The following is an 18,279-nucleotide window of genomic DNA, read 5'->3' as shown; positions in this document are numbered from 1 at the left end:
AGAAATGGGTATCCGCAAGTACAAGCCGACGACCCCGGGCCGTCGTGGCTCCAGCGTCGCCGACTTTGTCGAGATCACGCGGTCCACGCCGGAGAAGTCGCTGGTTCGCCCCCTGCACAGCAAGGGCGGCCGTAACAACACCGGTCGGATCACCGTTCGCCACCAGGGTGGTGGACACAAGCGCGCCTACCGCGTGATCGACTTCCGTCGTCACGACAAGGACGGCGTGCCGGCCAAGGTCGCGCACATCGAGTACGACCCCAACCGCACCGCGCGCATCGCGCTCCTGCACTACGCGGACGGCGAGAAGCGCTACATCATCGCGCCGAAGGCTCTGAAGCAGGGCGACCGGATTGAGAACGGCCCCACGGCCGACATCAAGCCCGGTAACAACCTGGCCCTCCGCAACATCCCGGTCGGTACCACGATCCACGCGATCGAGCTCCGTCCCGGTGGCGGCGCCAAGTTCGCGCGCTCCGCTGGTGCCTCCGTGCAGCTGCTGGCGAAGGAGGGCACCATGGCCCACCTTCGTATGCCGTCCGGTGAGATCCGTCTCGTCGACGCGCGCTGCCGCGCCACGGTCGGCGAGGTCGGCAACGCCGAGCAGTCGAACATCAACTGGGGCAAGGCCGGCCGCATGCGCTGGAAGGGCGTTCGCCCGTCCGTCCGCGGTGTCGCGATGAACCCGGTTGACCACCCGCACGGTGGTGGTGAGGGCAAGACCAGTGGTGGTCGCCACCCGGTCTCCCCGTGGGGTCAGAAGGAGGGTCGTACTCGCTCGCCGAAGAAGGCTTCGAGCAAGTACATCGTCCGCCGCCGCAAGACGAACAAGAAGCGCTAGGAGCGGGTTTAGATGCCGCGCAGTCTCAAGAAGGGGCCCTTCGTCGACGACCACCTCGTAAAGAAGGTGGACGTCCAGAACGAAGCCGGCACCAAGAACGTCATCAAGACCTGGTCCCGTCGCTCGATGATCATCCCCAGCATGCTGGGTCACACCATCGCGGTGCACAACGGCAAGACCCACGTCCCGGTGTTCGTCACCGAGTCGATGGTCGGCCACAAGCTCGGCGAGTTCTCGCCGACTCGCACCTTCCGCGGCCACGTCAAGGACGACCGGAAGTCGAAGCGCCGCTAAAGGCGGGGTGGTTATGACTATGACTTACACCGAAGGGACAACCATGGAAGCCAGGGCCCAGGCGCGGTACATCCGCGTCACGCCCATGAAGGCCCGCCGAGTGGTGGACCTTATCCGTGGCATGGATGCCACGGAGGCTCAGGCGGTCCTGCGTTTCGCCCCGCAGGCCGCGAGCGTGCCGGTTGGCAAGGTGCTTGACAGCGCCATCGCCAACGCCGCACACAACTACAACCACCCGGACGCCTCCACGCTGGTCATCAGCGAGGCGTACGTGGACGAGGGCCCGACCCTGAAGCGGTTCCGTCCGCGTGCGCAGGGCCGTGCCTACCGGATCCGCAAGCGGACCAGCCACATCACCGTGGTCGTCAGCAGCAAGGAAGGTTCCCGGTAATGGGCCAGAAGGTAAACCCGCACGGGTTCCGGCTCGGCATCACCACCGACTTCAAGTCGCGTTGGTACGCCGACAAGCTGTACAAGGACTACGTCAAGGAAGACGTCGCCATCCGTCGGATGATGACGTCCGGCATGGAGCGCGCCGGCATCTCGAAGGTTGAGATCGAGCGCACCCGTGACCGCGTGCGTGTGGACATCCACACCGCTCGTCCGGGCATCGTCATCGGCCGCCGTGGCGCCGAGGCCGACCGCATCCGCGGTGACCTCGAGAAGCTCACGGGCAAGCAGGTCCAGCTGAACATCCTCGAGGTCAAGAACCCCGAGCTCGACGCTCAGCTGGTTGCTCAGGCCGTTGCCGAGCAGCTCTCCTCCCGCGTCTCCTTCCGTCGCGCCATGCGTAAGAGCATGCAGGGCACGATGAAGGCCGGCGCCAAGGGCATCAAGATCCAGTGTGGCGGCCGTCTCGGCGGCGCCGAGATGTCCCGCTCCGAGTTCTACCGCGAAGGCCGTGTGCCGCTGCACACCCTCCGCGCGAACGTGGACTACGGCTTCTTCGAGGCCAAGACCACCTTCGGCCGTATCGGTGTGAAGGTCTGGATCTACAAGGGCGACGTCAAGAACATCGCCGAGGTTCGCGCCGAGAACGCTGCGGCCCGTGCGGGTAACCGCCCGGCCCGTGGCGCGCAGGGCGCTGGCGACCGTCCCGCCGGCCGTGGTGGCCGTGGTGGCGAGCGCGGCGGCCGTGGTGGCCGCAAGCCGCAGCAGGCTGCTGGTGCCGAGGCCCCCAAGGCCGACGCTCCCGCCGCCGCTCCGGCCGAGAGCACCGGAACGGAGGCCTGACCGACATGCTGATCCCTCGTAGGGTCAAGCACCGCAAGCAGCACCACCCGAAGCGCAGCGGTATGGCCAAGGGCGGTACTGAGGTCACGTTCGGCGAGTACGGCATCCAGGCGCTGACCCCGGCTTACGTGACGAACCGCCAGATCGAGGCGGCTCGTATTGCGATGACCCGCCACATCAAGCGTGGCGGCAAGGTCTGGATCAACATCTACCCGGACCGCCCGCTGACGAAGAAGCCGGCCGAAACCCGCATGGGTTCCGGTAAGGGTTCTCCCGAGTGGTGGATCGCCAACGTGCACCCGGGTCGGGTCATGTTCGAGCTGTCCTACCCGAACGAGAAGATTGCTCGTGAGGCGCTCACCCGCGCTGCTCACAAGCTTCCGATGAAGTGCCGGATTGTTCGGCGCGAGGCAGGTGAGTCGTGATGGCGACGGGAACCAAGGCGTCCGAGCTGCGTGAGCTCGGCAACGAGGAGCTCGTTGGCAAGCTGCGCGAGGCCAAGGAGGAGCTGTTCAAGCTCCGCTTCCAGGCGGCCACGGGTCAGCTGGAGAACAACGGCCGGCTCAAGTCCGTCCGTAAGGACATCGCTCGCATCTACACCCTGATGCACGAGCGTGAGCTCGGTATCGAGACGGTGGAGAGCGCCTGATGAGCGAGAACAACGTGACTGAGAAGACCGAGCGCGGCTTCCGCAAGACCCGTGAGGGTCTGGTCGTCAGCGACAAGATGGACAAGACCGTCGTCGTCGCCGTCGAGGACCGCGTCAAGCACGCCCTGTACGGCAAGGTCATCCGCCGTACGAACAAGCTCAAGGCGCACGACGAGCAGAACGCTGCCGGCGTCGGCGACCGCGTCCTCATCATGGAGACGCGTCCGCTGTCGGCGAGCAAGCGCTGGCGCATCGTCGAGATCCTCGAGAAGGCCAAGTAAGGCAATTCGCGCAAGCGAATTCCAAACAGACACAGTCTGAGGGGTCTCCCTCAGATTCGTTCCGCCAGGCTCGGTGGGGGCGACGCTCTCCGGAGTGAAGCCCCCGCCGGGAACCGGCAGACAAACAGGAGATACACGTGATCCAGCAGGAGTCGCGACTGCGTATCGCCGACAACACTGGTGCAAAGGAAATCCTTTGCATCCGTGTTCTCGGTGGTTCCGGTCGCCGCTACGCGGGCATCGGTGACGTCATCGTCGCCACCGTCAAGGACGCGATCCCCGGTGGCAACGTGAAGAAGGGTGACGTCGTCAAGGCGGTCATCGTTCGCACCGTCAAGGAGCGTCGCCGCCAGGACGGCTCGTACATCCGCTTCGACGAGAACGCCGCCGTCATTCTGAAGAACGACGGCGACCCTCGCGGCACCCGTATCTTCGGCCCGGTGGGCCGTGAGCTGCGCGAGAAGAAGTTCATGAAGATCATCTCGCTCGCGCCGGAGGTGCTGTAAGCATGAAGATCAAGAAGGGCGACCTGGTTCAGGTCATCACCGGTAAGGACAAGGGCAAGCAGGGCAAGGTCATCGTCGCCTTCCCCGCCGACAACCGCGTCCTCGTCGAGGGTGTCAACCGGGTCAAGAAGCACACCAAGGCTGCGCAGAACCAGGCCGGTGGCATTGTGATCACCGAGGCCCCGGTCCACGTCAGCAACGTTCAGCTGGTTGTGGAGAAGGACGGCAAGAAGGTCGTCACCCGCGTCGGCTACCGCTTCGACGACGAGGGCAACAAGATCCGCGTTGCCAAGCGGACGGGTGAGGACATCTGATGGCTACCACTCCGCGTCTCAAGACGAAGTACCGCGAGGACATCACCGGCAAGCTGCGTGAGGAGTTCTCCTACGAGAACGTCATGCAGATCCCCGGCCTCGTGAAGATCGTGGTCAACATGGGTGTGGGCGACGCCGCCCGCGACTCCAAGCTGATCGACGGCGCCATCAAGGACCTGACGACGATCACCGGTCAGAAGCCGGCCGTCACGAAGGCCCGCAAGTCCATCGCGCAGTTCAAGCTGCGCGAGGGTCAGCCGATCGGCTGCCACGTCACCCTCCGTGGTGACCGCATGTGGGAGTTCCTGGACCGTACGCTGTCGCTCGCGCTGCCGCGTATCCGTGACTTCCGTGGTCTGTCGCCGAAGCAGTTCGACGGCCGTGGTAACTACACCTTCGGTCTCACGGAGCAGGTCATGTTCCACGAGATCGACCAGGACAAGATCGACCGTACCCGGGGTATGGACATCACCGTGGTCACCACGGCGACCAACGACGACGAGGGCCGTGCCCTCCTTCGTCACCTCGGCTTCCCCTTCAAGGAGGCGTAAGCGAGATGGCGAAGAAGGCTCTCATCGCGAAGGCTGCCCGTAAGCCCAAGTTCGGTGTGCGTGCGTACACCCGCTGCCAGCGCTGCGGTCGCCCCCACTCCGTGTACCGCAAGTTCGGCCTGTGCCGCGTGTGCCTTCGTGAGATGGCTCACCGTGGCGAGCTGCCGGGCGTGACCAAGAGCTCCTGGTAATTCCCTTCCGTCCGTAAGGACTTGGGAAGTACCAGAGACTCTCGGTAAGCATCTGGTCGGTGGGTGCCCAGCACCGCATGCCGTAGGCTTGTGGGGTTGGGCGTCCACCGCCCTATCGACTTACTACGCCGTAGGTCCCCGCACCGCACCCGTCCCGCCACTGAGTGGGGAGAGGGATGGCGCATACAGGAAACCCCGGCGAGAGAGGCCGAAGGCCACTTCATGACCATGACTGACCCGATCGCAGACATGCTGACCCGTCTGCGTAACGCTAACTCGGCGTACCACGACACCGTCGTGATGCCGCACAGCAAGATCAAGTCGCACATCGCAGAGATCCTCAAGCAGGAGGGTTTCATCACCGGCTGGAAGGTCGAGGACGCCGAGGTCGGCAAGAACCTCGTCCTCGAGCTGAAGTTCGGGCCGAACCGTGAGCGCTCCATCGCGGGCATCAAGCGGATCTCGAAGCCCGGTCTGCGCGTGTACGCGAAGTCCACCAACCTGCCGAAGGTGCTCGGCGGCCTGGGCGTGGCGATCATCTCCACGTCGCACGGTCTGCTCACCGGCCAGCAGGCAGGCAAGAAGGGCGTAGGTGGGGAAGTCCTCGCCTACGTCTGGTAGTCGGGAACGGAGGAAAAGCAATGTCGCGAATCGGCAAGCTCCCCATCCAGGTTCCCGCCGGTGTGGACGTCACCATCGATGGCAGCACGGTCGCGGTGAAGGGCCCCAAGGGTTCCCTCTCCCACACCGTTAAGGCTCCCATCGCCGTCGTGAAGGGCGAGGACGGCGTTCTGAACGTCACCCGTCCGAACGACGAGCGTCAGAACAAGGCCCTGCACGGCCTGTCCCGCACGCTGGTGGCGAACATGATCACCGGTGTGACCACGGGATACGTCAAGGCTCTCGAGATCAGCGGTGTCGGTTACCGTGTCCTGGCGAAGGGCTCCAACCTGGAGTTCCAGCTGGGTTACAGCCACCCGATCCTGGTGGAGGCGCCCGAGGGCATCTCCTTCAAGGTTGAGTCGCCGACCAAGTTCACGGTCGAGGGCATCGACAAGCAGAAGGTCGGCGAGGTCGCCGCCAACATCCGCAAGCTGCGGAAGCCCGACCCGTACAAGGCCAAGGGTGTCAAGTACGCCGGCGAAGTCATCCGCCGCAAGGTCGGAAAGGCTGGTAAGTAGCCATGGCATACGGTGTGAAGATCGCCAAGGGCGACGCGTACAAGCGCGCTGCCAAGGCTCGCCGCCACATCCGCATCCGCAAGAACGTCTCGGGTACGGCGGAGCGTCCGCGCCTCGTCGTGACGCGTTCGAACCGCAACATCGTTGCTCAGGTCATCGACGACCTCCAGGGTCACACCCTGGCGTCGGCGTCGACCCTGGACGCTTCGATCCGTGGTGGCGAAGGCGACAAGAGCTCGCAGGCCCAGGCTGTCGGCGCGCTCGTCGCCGAGCGTGCCAAGGCTGCGGGTGTCGAGACCGTCGTGTTCGACCGCGGTGGCAACCGATACGCCGGGCGCATTGCCGCTCTGGCTGACGCCGCCCGCGAAGCCGGGCTGAAGTTCTAAGCCCCGGTTCCGGGACTCACGGACGTAACAGAGAGAGGTAATCCAATGGCTGGACCCCAGCGCCGCGGAAGCGGTGCCGGTGGCGGCGAGCGGCGGGACCGGAAGGGTCGCGACGGTGGCCCTGCCGCCGAGAAGACCGCTTACGTTGAGCGCGTTGTCGCGATCAACCGCGTCGCCAAGGTTGTCAAGGGTGGTCGCCGCTTCAGCTTCACCGCGCTGGTCGTGGTGGGCGACGGTGACGGCACTGTAGGTGTCGGTTACGGCAAGGCCAAGGAAGTTCCCGCGGCCATCGCCAAGGGTGTCGAGGAAGCCAAGAAGAACTTCTTCAAGGTTCCGCGCATCCAGGGCACCATCCCTCACCCGATCCAGGGCGAGAAGGCTGCGGGCGTCGTCCTGCTGAAGCCTGCTTCCCCCGGTACCGGTGTTATCGCCGGTGGCCCGGTGCGCGCCGTTCTGGAGTGCGCCGGCGTTCACGACATCCTGTCGAAGTCCCTGGGCTCCGACAACGCGATCAACATCGTGCACGCGACCGTGGCGGCCCTCCAGGGCCTGCAGCGTCCCGAGGAGATCGCGGCTCGCCGTGGTCTGCCCCTCGAGGACGTCGCCCCCGCGGCTCTGCTTCGTGCACGTGCTGGGGCGGGTGCGTAATGGCTCGCCTCAAGATCACGCAGACGAAGTCGTACATCGGCAGCAAGCAGAACCACCGCGACACTCTGCGTTCGCTCGGGCTCAAGCGCCTGAACGACGTGGTCGTCAAGGAGGACCGCCCCGAGTTCCGCGGAATGGTGCACACCGTCCGCCACCTCGTGACGGTTGAGGAGGTTGACTAACATGGCTGAGAACAGCCCGCTGAAGGCCCACAACCTCCGTCCCGCCCCCGGCGCCAAGACCGCGAAGACCCGTGTCGGTCGTGGTGAGGCGTCGAAGGGTAAGACGGCCGGTCGTGGTACGAAGGGCCAGAAGGCCCGCTACCAGATCCCGCAGCGCTTCGAGGGTGGGCAGATGCCCCTCCACATGCGCCTGCCGAAGCTCAAGGGCTTCAAGAACCCGTTCCGCACCGAGTTCCAGGTTGTCAACCTGGACAAGCTCGGCGCTCTCTACCCCGAGGGTGGAGAAGTCACGGTGGCCGACCTGGTCGCCAAGGGCGCGGTTCGCAAGAACAGCCTCGTCAAGGTCCTGGGCCAGGGCGAGATCTCCGTGGCGCTGCAGGTTTCGGTTGACGCCGTCTCCGCCTCCGCCAAGGAGAAGATTGCCGCTGCCGGCGGCACCGTCACCGAGCTCGTCTAAGACGATTTCAGTGGCTGAATAGCTCGAAACCCGACCGGGGATGCCTCACATATGGGGCATCCCCGGTCGGTCGTTCCACGGAAGGCACACTCGCCGGTAAGGTGGCGTGCACCTTTGCTTTGTCGTATTCGTCGATCCCTCAGACCGTCACCTCTGACGCAGTAGCGCGGGGGTCGCAGGAGGCACCGTGCTCACCGCGTTCGCCCGGGCGTTCAAGACGCCCGACCTGCGCAAGAAGCTGCTCTTCACGCTCGGCATCATCGTGCTGTTCCGGCTCGGGTCCCACGTCCCGGTACCCGGCGTGAGCTACAAGAACGTTCAGATCTGTGTGGAGCAGGCAGGCAGCAGCAATGGGCTGTTCGGCCTGGTCAACATGTTCAGCGGCGGTGCGCTGCTGCAGATCACGATCTTCGCGCTCGGCATCATGCCCTACATCACGGCGAGCATCATTCTGCAGCTGCTGACCGTGGTCATCCCGAAGCTGGAGACCCTCAAAAAAGAGGGACAGTCCGGCACGGCGAAGATCACTCAGTACACGCGCTATCTGACGGTCGCGCTCGCGATCCTGCAGGGCACGGGCCTCGTCGCCACGGCCCGCACCGGTGCCCTGTTCAAGGGCTGCCAGGCCGCCAGCGAGATCGTTCCCGACCGCTCGATCTTCACCACGGTCGTCATGGTCGTCACCATGACCGCCGGTACCTGCGTCGTCATGTGGCTCGGTGAGCTCATCACCGACCGCGGCATCGGCAACGGTATGTCGATCCTCATGTTCATCTCGATCGCCGCCGGCTTCATCGGCGCCCTCTGGCAGATCAAGCTCCAGGGCAAGATCGCGGACGGCTGGGTCGAGTTCGGCGTGGTCATCCTGGTCGGCCTCGCGATGGTGTGCCTCGTGGTCTTCGTCGAGCAGGCGCAGCGCCGGATCCCGGTCCAGTACGCGAAGCGCATGATCGGCCGCCGTGCGTACGGCGGTACCTCGACCTACATCCCGCTCAAGGTGAACCAGGCGGGCATCATCCCCGTCATCTTCGCCTCGTCGCTGCTCTACATCCCGGCGCTGGTCGTGCAGTTCAGCGGGTCCCAGGCAGGCTGGGCCACCTGGATCCAGAAGCACTTCGTCAAGGGCGACCACCCGTACTACATCGCGGCCTACTTCCTCCTGATCGTTTTCTTCGCGTTCTTCTACGTGGCGATCTCGTTCAACCCCGAGGAAGTTGCAGACAACATGAAGAAGTATGGTGGGTTCATCCCGGGCATCCGCGCCGGTCGGCCCACCGCCGAGTACCTCAGCTACGTACTCAACCGGATCACCTGGCCGGGGTCGCTGTACCTGGGTCTCATCGCTCTTGTGCCGACGATGGCGTTGGCCGGCTTCGGAGCGAACCAGAACTTCCCGTTCGGCGGGACGAGCATCCTGATCATCGTGGGTGTGGGTCTGGAAACCGTGAAGCAGATCGAGAGCCAGCTCCAGCAGCGTAATTACGAAGGGTTCCTCCGCTGATGCGAATCGTCCTCGTTGGACCGCCCGGTGCGGGCAAGGGAACGCAGGCCGCGTTCCTTGCCAAGAACCTGTCGATTCCGCACATCTCCACGGGCGACCTGTTCCGGGCCAACATCAGCCAGGGCACCGACCTGGGCAAGCAGGCGAAGGCGTACATGGACGCCGGCGACCTGGTTCCCGACGAGGTGACCATCGGCATGGCGAAGGACCGTATGGAACAGCCGGACGCCGTGAACGGCTTCCTGCTCGACGGATTCCCGCGCAACGTCTCGCAGGCCGAGGCGCTCGACGTGATGCTCCAGGCCGAGGGCATGAAGCTCGACGCCGTCCTCGACCTGGAGGTCGAGGAGGACGAGGTCGTCAAGCGGATCGCCGGCCGGCGGATCTGCCGCAACGACTCCTCGCACGTCTTCCACGTGACGTACGCCCCGGCGAAGGCCGAGGGTGTCTGTGACACCTGCGGCGGCGAGCTGTACCAGCGCGGCGACGACTCCGAGGCCACGGTCCGTAACCGGCTGGAGGTCTACCACACGCAGACCGAGCCGATCATCGACTACTACAAGGCCCAGGGCCTGCTGGTGACCATCCCGGCCCTCGGTGAGGTCGCGGACGTCACGAAGCGCGCGATGGACGCCCTCAAGAAGTAGTAACCCTCTGTGCGCAGGTACGGCCGCGGTGTCCCCAGGACATCGCGGCCGTACTGTTGAGAAGACCTGAACAACGCAGATCCGAAGGTGGAAGGCATTTCCCATGGTCCAGATCAAGACCCCCGAGCAGATCGCGAAGATGCGCGAGGCAGGGCTGGTCGTCGCGGCGATCCACGCTGCGACCCGTGAGGCGGCCGTACCCGGCGCCACGACGCGGGATCTGGACATGGTGGCCCGCAAGGTCATCGAGGACGCCGGCGCCAAGTCGAACTTCCTCGGCTACGGCGGCTTCCCCGCGACCATCTGCACCTCGGTGAACGAGGTCGTCGTCCACGGCATCCCGGACGACAAGACCGTCCTCAAGGACGGCGACATCATCTCGATCGACGCGGGCGCGATCGTGGACGGCTGGCACGGCGACGCCGCGTACACCGCCTTCGTGGGCACCGGGCACGCCCCTGAGCTCCTGGAGCTGTCCCGGGTGACCGAGGAGTCCATGTGGGCCGGCATCGCCGCCATGAAGCTCGGCAACCGCCTCGTGGACATCTCCAAGGCGATCGAGACGTACATCAAGCGCCAGCCCCGTCCCTCCACCGGTGAGCACAGCCTCGGCAAGTTCGGGATCATCGAGGACTACGGCGGCCACGGCATCGGGTCCGAGATGCACATGGACCCCCACCTGCTGAACTACGTCTCGCGCAAGCGGGGCAAGGGGATCAAGCTGGTTCCGGGCCTCTGCCTGGCGATCGAGCCCATGGTCTCCCTGGGCACCGCCCAGACGGAGGTCCTTTCGGACGACTGGACGGTCATCACGACGGACGGCACCTGGTCCTCGCACTGGGAGCACTCCATCGCGCTGACGGAGGCCGGGCCCATCGTCCTGACCAGCCCGGACTGTGGAAAGGCGAAGCTGGCGGAGTACGGAGTCACCACGGCTCCGGACCCCCTCGGTTAATGATCTAGACTCTGGGGCAAACTTTCCGGATTCGTCTTTCTGGGTGCCCTGACGTAGACTGACTCGTCGGCTCTCGTGCACTTCCATGCCTGCATGGCGCACGGAGCTGATCAAGGTAGCCGATTCGAAAGGCGAAGCGTGGCCAAGAAGCAAGGTGCCATCGAAATCGAGGGCACCGTGATCGAGTCCCTCCCGAACGCGATGTTCAAGGTGGAACTCCAGAACGGTCACAAGGTCCTCGCGCACATCAGCGGCAAGATGCGCATGCACTACATCCGCATCCTCCCCGATGACCGGGTCGTTGTGGAGCTGTCTCCGTACGACCTGACGCGTGGCCGGATCGTCTACCGATACAAGTAGATCTTGCTCTCACTCCTGCCTGGGCATCCGTCCCGGTGCGGGTGGTGGCACTGACCCGGAGAACCTCACCAACATGAAGGTCAAGCCGAGCGTCAAGAAGATCTGCGACAAGTGCAAGGTGATCCGCCGTCACGGCCGGGTCATGGTCATCTGCGACAACCTGCGCCACAAGCAGCGCCAGGGCTGACGCACGCCGACCGACCTGCCTTCCGCAGTTCTTCGCGCGACGTAAGAAAACGTACATACGCAGAACCCGCCCAGCCCTGCACGGGCCGGCGGTACCTCCGGCGGGGGCCGGGGACCCGGGCGTACCATCACTCCACTTCGGGGTGGTCGGCGGTCGGGGTCGGTTCTGCTGAAGACCCCCGAACACACAGGAGCCATTGAATGGCACGCGTTTCCGGTGTTGACATCCCGCGCGAAAAGCGCGTGGAGATCGCACTCACCTACGTCTTCGGTATCGGGCGCACCCGGTCCAAGGAGATCCTCGCCTCCACCGGCGTGAACCCGAACACCCGCGTTCGTGACCTGGCCGAAGAGGACCTCGTCAAGATCCGCGAGTACGTGGACGCCAACCTCCGTACCGAGGGTGACCTCCGCCGCGAGATCCAGGGCGACATCCGCCGCAAGATCGAGATCCAGTGCTACCAGGGTATCCGCCACCGTCGCGGCCTCCCGGTGCACGGTCAGCGCACCAGCACCAACGCGCGTACCCGCAAGGGCCCGCGTCGCGCGATCGCCGGTAAGAAGAAGCCGGGCAAGAAGTAGTCCTGTTCAGCGGTCTTGCGCTGTAGGACCGACCACCTCCCGTAGGAGATTTAGATGCCCCCCAAGGGTCGTCAGGGCGCTGCCAAGAAGGTGCGCCGCAAGGAAAAGAAGAACGTCGCTCACGGGCACGCCCACATCAAGAGCACGTTCAACAACACCATCGTTTCGATCACCGACCCCTCGGGCAACGTGATCTCCTGGGCCTCCGCCGGCCACGTCGGCTTCAAGGGCTCGCGCAAGTCCACCCCCTTCGCCGCGCAGATGGCCGCCGAGTCGGCCGCCCGCCGCGCGCAGGAGCACGGCATGCGCAAGGTTGACGTCTTCGTCAAGGGTCCGGGCTCCGGCCGCGAGACCGCGATCCGCTCCCTCCAGGCCACCGGCCTCGAGGTCGGCTCGATCCAGGACGTCACCCCCACCCCGCACAACGGCTGCCGCCCGCCGAAGCGCCGCCGCGTCTGATCCGGGGCGGCGTTCGCCCCGCTTCCGCGGGGATGATCCGCGCCGCCGCGTCTGACGTAGTGGACGCACCTGTGCGTTCTTGAGTGTCCGGGCGGTACGACCCCTTCGGGGGACGTACCGCCCGTACCCTTGCAGTAGCCGTACCCCCGGTACGGCATCCCGTCGGGCGTCAAATAGTGGGCGTCCACGAATGAAGGAACACAGACATGCTTATCGCTCAGCGTCCTTCGCTGACCGAAGAGGTCGTCGACGAGTACCGCTCGCGGTTCGTGATCGAGCCGCTGGAGCCGGGCTTCGGCTACACCCTCGGCAACTCCCTGCGCCGTACCCTCCTGTCCTCCATCCCGGGTGCCGCTGTCACCAGCATCCGCGTGGACGGCGTCCTGCACGAGTTCACCACCGTGCCGGGCGTCAAGGAAGACGTCACCGACATCATCCTCAACATCAAGCAGCTGGTCGTCTCCTCGGAGCACGACGAGCCGGTCGTGATGTACCTGCGCAAGCAGGGTCCCGGCCTGGTCACCGCTGCTGACATCGCGCCCCCGGCCGGTGTCGAGGTGCACAACCCGGACCTGGTCCTCGCCACGCTCAACGGCAAGGGCAAGCTGGAGATGGAGCTGACCGTCGAGCGCGGTCGCGGCTACGTCTCCGCCGTCCAGAACAAGCAGCTGGGCCAGGAGATCGGCCGTATCCCGGTCGACTCCATCTACAGCCCGGTCCTCAAGGTCACCTACAAGGTCGAGGCGACCCGAGTCGAGCAGCGCACCGACTTCGACAAGCTGATCGTCGACGTCGAGACCAAGCAGGCCATGCGCCCGCGTGACGCCATGGCGTCCGCCGGTAAGACCCTGGTCGAGCTGTTCGGTCTGGCGCGCGAGCTCAACATCGACGCCGAGGGCATCGACATGGGCCCCTCGCCGACGGACGCGGCCCTGGCCGCCGACCTGGCGCTGCCGATCGAGGAGCTCGAGCTCACGGTCCGCTCGTACAACTGCCTCAAGCGCGAGGGCATCCACTCCGTGGGTGAGCTCGTCGCCCGCTCCGAGGCCGACCTGCTCGACATCCGCAACTTCGGTGCGAAGTCGATCGACGAGGTCAAGGCGAAGCTGGCCGGCATGGGCCTGGCGCTCAAGGACAGCCCGCCCGGATTCGACCCGACCGCCGCCGCCGACGCCTTCGGCGCCGACGACGACGCGGACGCCGGTTTCGTCGAGACCGAGCAGTACTGATTCACCCCCGCCGCCGGCGGCTGAGGCCTTTGGCCTGGGTCGCCGGCCGGGTTTGAACCGAAAACTTTCCCGCGGCATCCGCCTCGGGGGAACTGACACCGGTACCTGACACGGCCGGTGCAGATATGAAGGAGTTACACCATGCCGCGTCCCGCAAAGGGTGCCCGTCTGGGCGGTTCCGCCGCGCACGAGAAGCACCTCCTCGCGAACCTCGCGAAGTCGCTCTTCGAGCACGGCCGCATCACCACCACCGAGGCCAAGGCCCGTCGCCTGCGTCCCTACGCCGAGCGTCTGGTCACCAAGGCCAAGAAGGGCGACATCCACAACCGTCGCCTGGTGCTGCAGACGATCACGGACAAGAGCATCGTGCACACGCTGTTCACCGAGATCGCCCCGCGCTACGAGAACCGCCCCGGTGGTTACACGCGCATCACCAAGATCGGCAACCGTCGTGGCGACAACGCCCCGATGGCCGTGATCGAGCTGGTCGAGGCCCTCACGGTCGCCCAGCAGGCCACCGGTGAGGCCGAGGCCGCCACCAAGCGCGCGGTCAAGGAGGCGGAGGCTGTCGAGACCCCCGCCGAGGAGACCAAGGAGGCCTGATCCCCCGGGATCACGCTTGCTTGAACGGCTCTGAACGGGCCCGCCCCCTTCCGGGGCGGGCCCGTTCTGCTTTTGCCTGGCGGTATCGGCTTTCTGAGAGGATCGGTCACGTGAGTGACGAGGTGGAGCCCGGGCACGTCCGGGTGCGGCTGGACCTGAGCTACGACGGCAAGGACTTCTCCGGCTGGGCGAAGCAGCGCGTGCTGCGGACCGTCCAGGGCGAGCTGGAGTCGGCCCTGCAGACCGTGATGCGGCTGTCCGAGCCGGTCGAGCTGACCGTGGCGGGGCGGACCGACGCGGGCGTGCACGCCCGCGGGCAGGTCGCCCAGTTCGACCTCGCCGAGGAGGTGTGGGCCGAGCACCACGACAAGCTGCTGCGCCGGCTCGCGGGCCGGCTGCCGCACGACGTACGGGTGTGGAAGGTGGCCGAGGCCCCCGAGGGCTTCAACGCGCGTTTCTCGGCCGTCTGGCGCCGCTACGCCTACCGCGTCGGCGACCACCAGGGCGGCGTCGACCCGCTGCGCCGCGGGCACGTGCTCTGGCACCAGTGGCCGCTCGACGTGGACGCCATGAACGAGGCCGCCGCCCCGCTGCTCGGCGAGCACGACTTCGCCGCGTACTGCAAGAAGCGCGAGGGCGCCACGACCATCCGTACCCTCCAGCAGCTCAGCTGGGAGCGCGCCGAGGACGGGATCATCACCGCGACCGTCCGCGCCGACGCCTTCTGCCACAACATGGTGCGCTCGCTGGTGGGAGCCCTGCTGCACGTCGGCGACGGGCACCGGCCCACCGACTGGCCCGGCAAGGTGCTGGCGGCCGCCGTACGGGACTCTTCGGTGCACGTGGTCAAGCCGCACGGTCTGACCCTGGAGGAGGTCGGCTACCCGGCGGACGAGCTGCTGGCCGCCCGCAGCAAGGAAGCGCGCAACATGCGGACCCTGCCGGGCGCCGGCTGCTGCTGAAGGCCCCGTACGCGTCCGGCTAATCCGTTTGGGCGGATCGGCGCCGGACCGGGACAATGCCCGGCATGGGACATCTCGAAGCCAGCCACCTGGAGTACTACCTTCCCGACGGGCGGGTACTGCTCCCTGACGTCTCCTTCCGCGTGGGGGAGGGGTCGGTCGCCGCGCTCGTCGGGGCGAACGGGGCCGGCAAGACCACCCTGCTGAAGATGATCTCCGGCGAGCTCCAGCCGCACGGCGGCGGGATCACCGTCTCCGGCGGCCTCGGCGTGATGTCGCAGTTCGTGGGCTCGGTGCGGGACGAGACGACCGTACGGGACCTGCTGGTCTCGGTGGCCCAGCCGCGCATCCGTGAAGCCGCCAAGGCGGTGGACCGCGCCGAGCAGCTGATCCTGACCGTGGACGACGAGGCCGCCCAGATGGCCTACGCGCAGGCGCTGAGCGACTGGGCGGACGTCCAGGGGTACGAGGCGGAGACGCTGTGGGACGTCTGCACCATGGCCGCGCTGGCGATCCCGTACGACACCGCGCAGTTCCGCGAGGTGCGCACGCTGTCGGGCGGTGAGCAGAAGCGCCTCGTGCTGGAGGCGCTGCTGCGCGGGCCCGACGAGGTGCTGCTCCTCGACGAGCCGGACAACTATCTGGACGTCCCCGGCAAGCGCTGGCTGGAGGAGCAGCTGAAGGCCACCCGCAAGACGGTGCTCTTCGTCTCCCACGACCGGGAGCTGCTGACGCAGGCCGCCGAGAAGATCATCAGCCTGGAGGCGAGCCCGACGGGCTCCGACGTCTGGGTGCACGGCGCCGGCTTCGCCACGTACCACGACGCCCGCAAGGAGCGCTTCGCGCGCTTCGAGGAGCTCAAGCGGCGCTGGGACGAGGAGCACGCGCGGCTGAAGGCGCTGGTGCTGCGGCTGCGCAACCAGGCCGCGAGCAGCCCCGACATGGCCTCGCGGTACCGGGCGATGCAGACCCGCTTCCAGAAGTTCGAGGAGGCCGGCCCGCCGCCGGAGCCGCCGCGGGAGCAGGACATCCGGATGCGGCTCAAGGGCGGGCGGACGGGCGTGCGCGCCCTGACCGTCGAGAACCTGGAGCTGACCGGCCTGATGAAGCCCTTCTCCCTGGAGGTCTTCTACGGGGAGCGGGTCGCGGTCCTCGGCTCGAACGGCTCGGGCAAGTCGCACTTCCTGCGCCTGATGGCGGGCGAGGACGTCAAGCACACGGGCACGTGGAAGCTGGGCGCGCGGGTGGTTCCCGGCCACTTCGCGCAGACCCACGCCCACCCGGAGCTCTTCGGGCGGACCCTCGTCGACATCCTGTGGACGGAGGCGGCGAAGCCCCTGGGGCAGGCGATGGGCGCCCTGCGCCGGTACGAGCTGGAGCGCCAGGGCGACCAGCCGTTCGAGAAGCTCTCGGGCGGGCAGCAGGCGCGCTTCCAGATCCTGCTGCTGGAGCTGGCGGGCACCACGGCGCTGCTGCTGGACGAGCCGACGGACAACCTGGACCTGGAGTCGGCGGAGGCCCTGCAGGACGGACTGGAGGCGTACGACGGCACTGTGCTGTGCGTCACGCACGACCGGTGGTTCGCGCGCACATTTGACCGTTACCTGGTCTTCGGTTCGGACGGTGTTGTGCGGGAGACTCAGGAACCCGTCTGGGACGAACGTAGAGTCGAACGCAAGCGCTAGGGGGAGACCGTGGCCCCCTCGGTCGAGTGAGGGGCAGGCGTCGTGGGGCTGCGGCCTAGCATCTGGCTGATGAAGTGGGAGAACCAGGCCGTCAGGACCCGGGATGCCGGGGTCGGGGGCGCCGGGGACGGGGACACGGGGGGCGGGGGATCCGGGAACCGGCTGATCGACTGGCTGCTGCAGCCGGCCGCCCGGTCCTGGCAGGTGGTCTCCCTCGCGGTGCTCCTCGGGATCGCCGTCTCCACGAGCCTGCGGGCGAACTGGGGCTCCGACAACGCGTTCGTGGTCAAGGCCGCGGAGACGCTGCTGGCGGGCGGGTCCCCGTACGAGGACAAGCGCTTCCTCTACCTGCCCAGTGCCGTGATCATGGCGGTTCCCGAGGCGCTGCTGCCGCGTGAGGTGCTGCGCTGGCTGCTGCCGATCGGGATGTCGGGGCTGCTGGGCGCCGGCTGGCTGGCCGCGCTGCGGATATTCGCGGTGCCGCTGCGCTCGCGCTTCGCGGTCGGCGGCTTCACTGTGTTCGCCCTCGCCTGCAAGCCGTACGTCAACCTCGTGCTGATCGGCAACTGGACCGCCATCTCGGCGGCCGCCCTGCCGGTGGCGCTGCTGCTCGCGCAGCGGCGCTCGTGGGGGTCGGCCGGTCTGGTGGTGGGGCTCGCGATCGCGTGCAAGCCGATGCTCGTGCCTCTTGGGCTGCTCTTCCTGGTCGCCCGGCGGTGGCGCGGGCTGGCCGCGGCCGTGCTGGTGCCGCTGGGGTTCTCGCTGGCCGGTGCGCTGGTGATGCCGAGCCCGTCGCTGTTCTTCACCAAGACCCTGCCCTTCCTGCTCCAGGGACAGGACTCGTACGCGCTGCCGTGGGACGCCTCGCCGATCGCCGTGCTGCCGCGGCTGGGGGTGCCGGTGCCGCTGGCGGTGCTGGTGGCCTTCGCGGGGGCCGGCGCGGGCCTGTGGGCGGCCTGGGTGCGGTGGCGGCGGGAGGACACCGACGGGGGCGAGCTGCGCCTGGTGGAGACCGCCTGCATGGTGATGCTCGCCGCATTCCTGGTGTCGCGGCCGTCCTTCGACCACTACCTGCTGGTGGTCCTGCCGCTGCTGTTGGCGTCGGTGGTGCGGACGGACGCGGCGGCGCGTTCGCCCTGGTTCTGGGCGGCGTTGGGGCCCCAGGTGGCGGGCATCCCGTGGCCGTCCGAGCTGGAGGCCAAACGGCGCGCCTTCAAGGACTGCGCCACGCTCTGCGGACTCGTGATCGTGCTGGCGCGTCGTGCACTGCGCTCCGGGCGGGTTACTCTGGAGCCCGTAACAACTGCGGGGTCCCCACCCAGGACCGAACCGGAGTGCGCCGCGACGTCAGCAGAATCGGCATCGCGGACCGCGTTTTGACCCGTACGGGTCTGCT

At 66.8% G+C, this 18,279-nt stretch carries 29 protein-coding genes; all 29 read left to right on the top strand.

From position 1 onward, the window contains the following. Positions 1–4 precede the first annotated feature (4 nt). The 29 genes from rplB to KO717_RS14815 all read left to right on the top strand — a co-directional run bounded on the left by rplB (position 5) and on the right by KO717_RS14815 (position 18,263). On the top strand, positions 5–841 hold the full coding sequence (gene rplB, locus KO717_RS14955) for a 50S ribosomal protein L2 (protein WP_008739715.1): 837 nt from the start codon (positions 5–7) through the stop codon (positions 839–841). A gap of 12 nt (positions 842–853) precedes the next feature. Next, on the top strand, positions 854–1,135 hold the full coding sequence (gene rpsS / locus KO717_RS14950; protein WP_008739713.1) for a 30S ribosomal protein S19: 282 nt from the start codon (positions 854–856) through the stop codon (positions 1,133–1,135). Positions 1,136–1,178: 43 nt separating this feature from the next. After that, positions 1,179–1,526, top strand: a complete 348-nt coding sequence (gene rplV, locus KO717_RS14945) for a 50S ribosomal protein L22 (protein WP_007265904.1) — start codon at positions 1,179–1,181, stop codon at positions 1,524–1,526. Then, on the top strand, positions 1,526–2,368 hold the full coding sequence (gene rpsC, locus KO717_RS14940) for a 30S ribosomal protein S3 (RefSeq protein WP_008739710.1): 843 nt from the start codon (positions 1,526–1,528) through the stop codon (positions 2,366–2,368). The genes rplV and rpsC overlap by 1 nt, the downstream gene beginning before the upstream one ends. Before the next feature lie 5 nt (positions 2,369–2,373). Further along, positions 2,374–2,793 carry a 50S ribosomal protein L16 gene (gene rplP, locus KO717_RS14935; RefSeq protein WP_008739704.1) on the top strand — a complete coding sequence of 140 codons (420 nt, stop codon included), beginning with the start codon at positions 2,374–2,376 and terminating at the stop codon, positions 2,791–2,793. Further along, positions 2,793–3,017: a 50S ribosomal protein L29 gene (rpmC, locus tag KO717_RS14930; RefSeq protein ID WP_008739703.1), complete on the top strand. Its 225-nt coding sequence runs from the start codon at positions 2,793–2,795 to the stop codon at positions 3,015–3,017. Before rplP ends, rpmC begins: the two co-directional genes overlap by 1 nt. Then, complete coding sequence (gene rpsQ, locus KO717_RS14925) at positions 3,017–3,298, top strand: 30S ribosomal protein S17 (protein WP_030008467.1); 282 nt, start codon at positions 3,017–3,019, stop codon at positions 3,296–3,298. Before rpmC ends, rpsQ begins: the two co-directional genes overlap by 1 nt. 137 nt (positions 3,299–3,435) lie before the next feature. Next, entirely contained in the window at positions 3,436–3,804 is a 369-nt protein-coding gene (rplN, locus tag KO717_RS14920; protein WP_008739701.1) for a 50S ribosomal protein L14, read from the top strand. 2 nt (positions 3,805–3,806) lie between these two features. Then, complete coding sequence (gene rplX / locus KO717_RS14915) at positions 3,807–4,118, top strand: 50S ribosomal protein L24 (RefSeq protein ID WP_030008468.1); 312 nt, start codon at positions 3,807–3,809, stop codon at positions 4,116–4,118. Then, on the top strand, positions 4,118–4,669 hold the full coding sequence (gene rplE / locus KO717_RS14910) for a 50S ribosomal protein L5 (RefSeq protein ID WP_301367833.1): 552 nt from the start codon (positions 4,118–4,120) through the stop codon (positions 4,667–4,669). Before rplX ends, rplE begins: the two co-directional genes overlap by 1 nt. A gap of 5 nt (positions 4,670–4,674) precedes the next feature. Continuing rightward, positions 4,675–4,860 (top strand): type Z 30S ribosomal protein S14, encoded by a 186-nt coding sequence (locus KO717_RS14905; RefSeq protein WP_003956452.1) that lies wholly within the window; start codon positions 4,675–4,677, stop codon positions 4,858–4,860. 222 nt (positions 4,861–5,082) lie between these two features. Further along, positions 5,083–5,481 (top strand): 30S ribosomal protein S8, encoded by a 399-nt coding sequence (gene rpsH, locus KO717_RS14900; RefSeq protein ID WP_007265911.1) that lies wholly within the window; start codon positions 5,083–5,085, stop codon positions 5,479–5,481. A 20-nt stretch (positions 5,482–5,501) separates the two neighbouring features. Further along, a complete protein-coding gene (gene rplF / locus KO717_RS14895) occupies positions 5,502–6,041 on the top strand; it encodes a 50S ribosomal protein L6 (protein ID WP_030008470.1) in 540 nt (179 codons plus the stop codon). Between the two features lie 2 nt (positions 6,042–6,043). Continuing rightward, positions 6,044–6,427 carry a 50S ribosomal protein L18 gene (gene rplR, locus KO717_RS14890; RefSeq protein ID WP_030008471.1) on the top strand — a complete coding sequence of 128 codons (384 nt, stop codon included), beginning with the start codon at positions 6,044–6,046 and terminating at the stop codon, positions 6,425–6,427. A 45-nt stretch (positions 6,428–6,472) separates the two neighbouring features. Further along, positions 6,473–7,075 (top strand): 30S ribosomal protein S5, encoded by a 603-nt coding sequence (gene rpsE, locus KO717_RS14885; RefSeq protein ID WP_030388857.1) that lies wholly within the window; start codon positions 6,473–6,475, stop codon positions 7,073–7,075. Beyond that, the gene (gene rpmD, locus KO717_RS14880) at positions 7,075–7,257 is read left to right on the top strand and encodes a 50S ribosomal protein L30 (protein ID WP_005313525.1); all 183 of its coding nucleotides are present in this window, start codon (positions 7,075–7,077) and stop codon (positions 7,255–7,257) included. Before rpsE ends, rpmD begins: the two co-directional genes overlap by 1 nt. 1 nt (position 7,258) lies before the next feature. Further along, complete coding sequence (gene rplO / locus KO717_RS14875) at positions 7,259–7,714, top strand: 50S ribosomal protein L15 (RefSeq protein ID WP_030008473.1); 456 nt, start codon at positions 7,259–7,261, stop codon at positions 7,712–7,714. Positions 7,715–7,901: 187 nt separating this feature from the next. Next, complete coding sequence (gene secY / locus KO717_RS14870) at positions 7,902–9,215, top strand: preprotein translocase subunit SecY (protein ID WP_301367805.1); 1,314 nt, start codon at positions 7,902–7,904, stop codon at positions 9,213–9,215. Next, on the top strand, positions 9,215–9,862 hold the full coding sequence (locus KO717_RS14865) for an adenylate kinase (protein ID WP_301367804.1): 648 nt from the start codon (positions 9,215–9,217) through the stop codon (positions 9,860–9,862). Before secY ends, KO717_RS14865 begins: the two co-directional genes overlap by 1 nt. A gap of 103 nt (positions 9,863–9,965) precedes the next feature. Further along, entirely contained in the window at positions 9,966–10,817 is an 852-nt protein-coding gene (gene map, locus KO717_RS14860; protein WP_301367802.1) for a type I methionyl aminopeptidase, read from the top strand. 138 nt (positions 10,818–10,955) lie between these two features. Beyond that, complete coding sequence (infA, locus tag KO717_RS14855) at positions 10,956–11,177, top strand: translation initiation factor IF-1 (protein WP_003956442.1); 222 nt, start codon at positions 10,956–10,958, stop codon at positions 11,175–11,177. A gap of 73 nt (positions 11,178–11,250) precedes the next feature. Further along, positions 11,251–11,364, top strand: coding sequence for a 50S ribosomal protein L36 (rpmJ, locus tag KO717_RS14850; protein WP_003956441.1), 114 nt, complete (start codon positions 11,251–11,253; stop codon positions 11,362–11,364). 200 nt (positions 11,365–11,564) lie between these two features. After that, entirely contained in the window at positions 11,565–11,945 is a 381-nt protein-coding gene (rpsM, locus tag KO717_RS14845) for a 30S ribosomal protein S13 (protein ID WP_007265919.1), read from the top strand. 54 nt (positions 11,946–11,999) lie between these two features. Beyond that, positions 12,000–12,404, top strand: a complete 405-nt coding sequence (rpsK, locus tag KO717_RS14840) for a 30S ribosomal protein S11 (protein WP_003956432.1) — start codon at positions 12,000–12,002, stop codon at positions 12,402–12,404. A gap of 206 nt (positions 12,405–12,610) precedes the next feature. After that, positions 12,611–13,633 carry a DNA-directed RNA polymerase subunit alpha gene (locus KO717_RS14835; RefSeq protein WP_007265920.1) on the top strand — a complete coding sequence of 341 codons (1,023 nt, stop codon included), beginning with the start codon at positions 12,611–12,613 and terminating at the stop codon, positions 13,631–13,633. Between the two features lie 141 nt (positions 13,634–13,774). Beyond that, positions 13,775–14,236 carry a 50S ribosomal protein L17 gene (gene rplQ / locus KO717_RS14830; RefSeq protein ID WP_030008477.1) on the top strand — a complete coding sequence of 154 codons (462 nt, stop codon included), beginning with the start codon at positions 13,775–13,777 and terminating at the stop codon, positions 14,234–14,236. Between the two features lie 110 nt (positions 14,237–14,346). Further along, the gene (gene truA, locus KO717_RS14825) at positions 14,347–15,198 is read left to right on the top strand and encodes a tRNA pseudouridine(38-40) synthase TruA (RefSeq protein WP_301367608.1); all 852 of its coding nucleotides are present in this window, start codon (positions 14,347–14,349) and stop codon (positions 15,196–15,198) included. 56 nt (positions 15,199–15,254) lie between these two features. Then, positions 15,255–16,883 carry an ABC-F family ATP-binding cassette domain-containing protein gene (locus tag KO717_RS14820; protein ID WP_030725917.1) on the top strand — a complete coding sequence of 543 codons (1,629 nt, stop codon included), beginning with the start codon at positions 15,255–15,257 and terminating at the stop codon, positions 16,881–16,883. 69 nt (positions 16,884–16,952) lie between these two features. Next, positions 16,953–18,263: a glycosyltransferase family 87 protein gene (locus KO717_RS14815; RefSeq protein ID WP_301367606.1), complete on the top strand. Its 1,311-nt coding sequence runs from the start codon at positions 16,953–16,955 to the stop codon at positions 18,261–18,263. Positions 18,264–18,279 lie beyond the last annotated feature (16 nt).

It is taken from the genome of Streptomyces xanthophaeus, from assembly GCF_030440515.1.
In the GTDB taxonomy this organism is placed as follows: Bacteria; Actinomycetota; Actinomycetes; order Streptomycetales; family Streptomycetaceae; genus Streptomyces; species Streptomyces kutzneri.
This window is presented reverse-complemented; position numbering and strand designations above follow the sequence as displayed.

Coding starts and splice junctions, on each gene's coding strand:
- rplB (WP_008739715.1), top strand. CDS start 5: ATGGGTATCCGCAAGTACAAGCCGACGACCCCGGGCCGTCGTGGCTCC.
- rpsS (WP_008739713.1), top strand. CDS start 854: ATGCCGCGCAGTCTCAAGAAGGGGCCCTTCGTCGACGACCACCTCGTA.
- rplV (WP_007265904.1), top strand. CDS start 1,179: ATGGAAGCCAGGGCCCAGGCGCGGTACATCCGCGTCACGCCCATGAAG.
- rpsC (WP_008739710.1), top strand. CDS start 1,526: ATGGGCCAGAAGGTAAACCCGCACGGGTTCCGGCTCGGCATCACCACC.
- rplP (WP_008739704.1), top strand. CDS start 2,374: ATGCTGATCCCTCGTAGGGTCAAGCACCGCAAGCAGCACCACCCGAAG.
- rpmC (WP_008739703.1), top strand. CDS start 2,793: ATGGCGACGGGAACCAAGGCGTCCGAGCTGCGTGAGCTCGGCAACGAG.
- rpsQ (WP_030008467.1), top strand. CDS start 3,017: ATGAGCGAGAACAACGTGACTGAGAAGACCGAGCGCGGCTTCCGCAAG.
- rplX (WP_030008468.1), top strand. CDS start 3,807: ATGAAGATCAAGAAGGGCGACCTGGTTCAGGTCATCACCGGTAAGGAC.
- rplE (WP_301367833.1), top strand. CDS start 4,118: ATGGCTACCACTCCGCGTCTCAAGACGAAGTACCGCGAGGACATCACC.
- KO717_RS14905 (WP_003956452.1), top strand. CDS start 4,675: ATGGCGAAGAAGGCTCTCATCGCGAAGGCTGCCCGTAAGCCCAAGTTC.
- rpsH (WP_007265911.1), top strand. CDS start 5,083: ATGACCATGACTGACCCGATCGCAGACATGCTGACCCGTCTGCGTAAC.
- rplF (WP_030008470.1), top strand. CDS start 5,502: ATGTCGCGAATCGGCAAGCTCCCCATCCAGGTTCCCGCCGGTGTGGAC.
- rplR (WP_030008471.1), top strand. CDS start 6,044: ATGGCATACGGTGTGAAGATCGCCAAGGGCGACGCGTACAAGCGCGCT.
- rpsE (WP_030388857.1), top strand. CDS start 6,473: ATGGCTGGACCCCAGCGCCGCGGAAGCGGTGCCGGTGGCGGCGAGCGG.
- rpmD (WP_005313525.1), top strand. CDS start 7,075: ATGGCTCGCCTCAAGATCACGCAGACGAAGTCGTACATCGGCAGCAAG.
- rplO (WP_030008473.1), top strand. CDS start 7,259: ATGGCTGAGAACAGCCCGCTGAAGGCCCACAACCTCCGTCCCGCCCCC.
- KO717_RS14865 (WP_301367804.1), top strand. CDS start 9,215: ATGCGAATCGTCCTCGTTGGACCGCCCGGTGCGGGCAAGGGAACGCAG.
- map (WP_301367802.1), top strand. CDS start 9,966: ATGGTCCAGATCAAGACCCCCGAGCAGATCGCGAAGATGCGCGAGGCA.
- rpmJ (WP_003956441.1), top strand. CDS start 11,251: ATGAAGGTCAAGCCGAGCGTCAAGAAGATCTGCGACAAGTGCAAGGTG.
- rpsM (WP_007265919.1), top strand. CDS start 11,565: ATGGCACGCGTTTCCGGTGTTGACATCCCGCGCGAAAAGCGCGTGGAG.
- rpsK (WP_003956432.1), top strand. CDS start 12,000: ATGCCCCCCAAGGGTCGTCAGGGCGCTGCCAAGAAGGTGCGCCGCAAG.
- KO717_RS14835 (WP_007265920.1), top strand. CDS start 12,611: ATGCTTATCGCTCAGCGTCCTTCGCTGACCGAAGAGGTCGTCGACGAG.
- rplQ (WP_030008477.1), top strand. CDS start 13,775: ATGCCGCGTCCCGCAAAGGGTGCCCGTCTGGGCGGTTCCGCCGCGCAC.
- KO717_RS14820 (WP_030725917.1), top strand. CDS start 15,255: ATGCCCGGCATGGGACATCTCGAAGCCAGCCACCTGGAGTACTACCTT.
- KO717_RS14815 (WP_301367606.1), top strand. CDS start 16,953: ATGAAGTGGGAGAACCAGGCCGTCAGGACCCGGGATGCCGGGGTCGGG.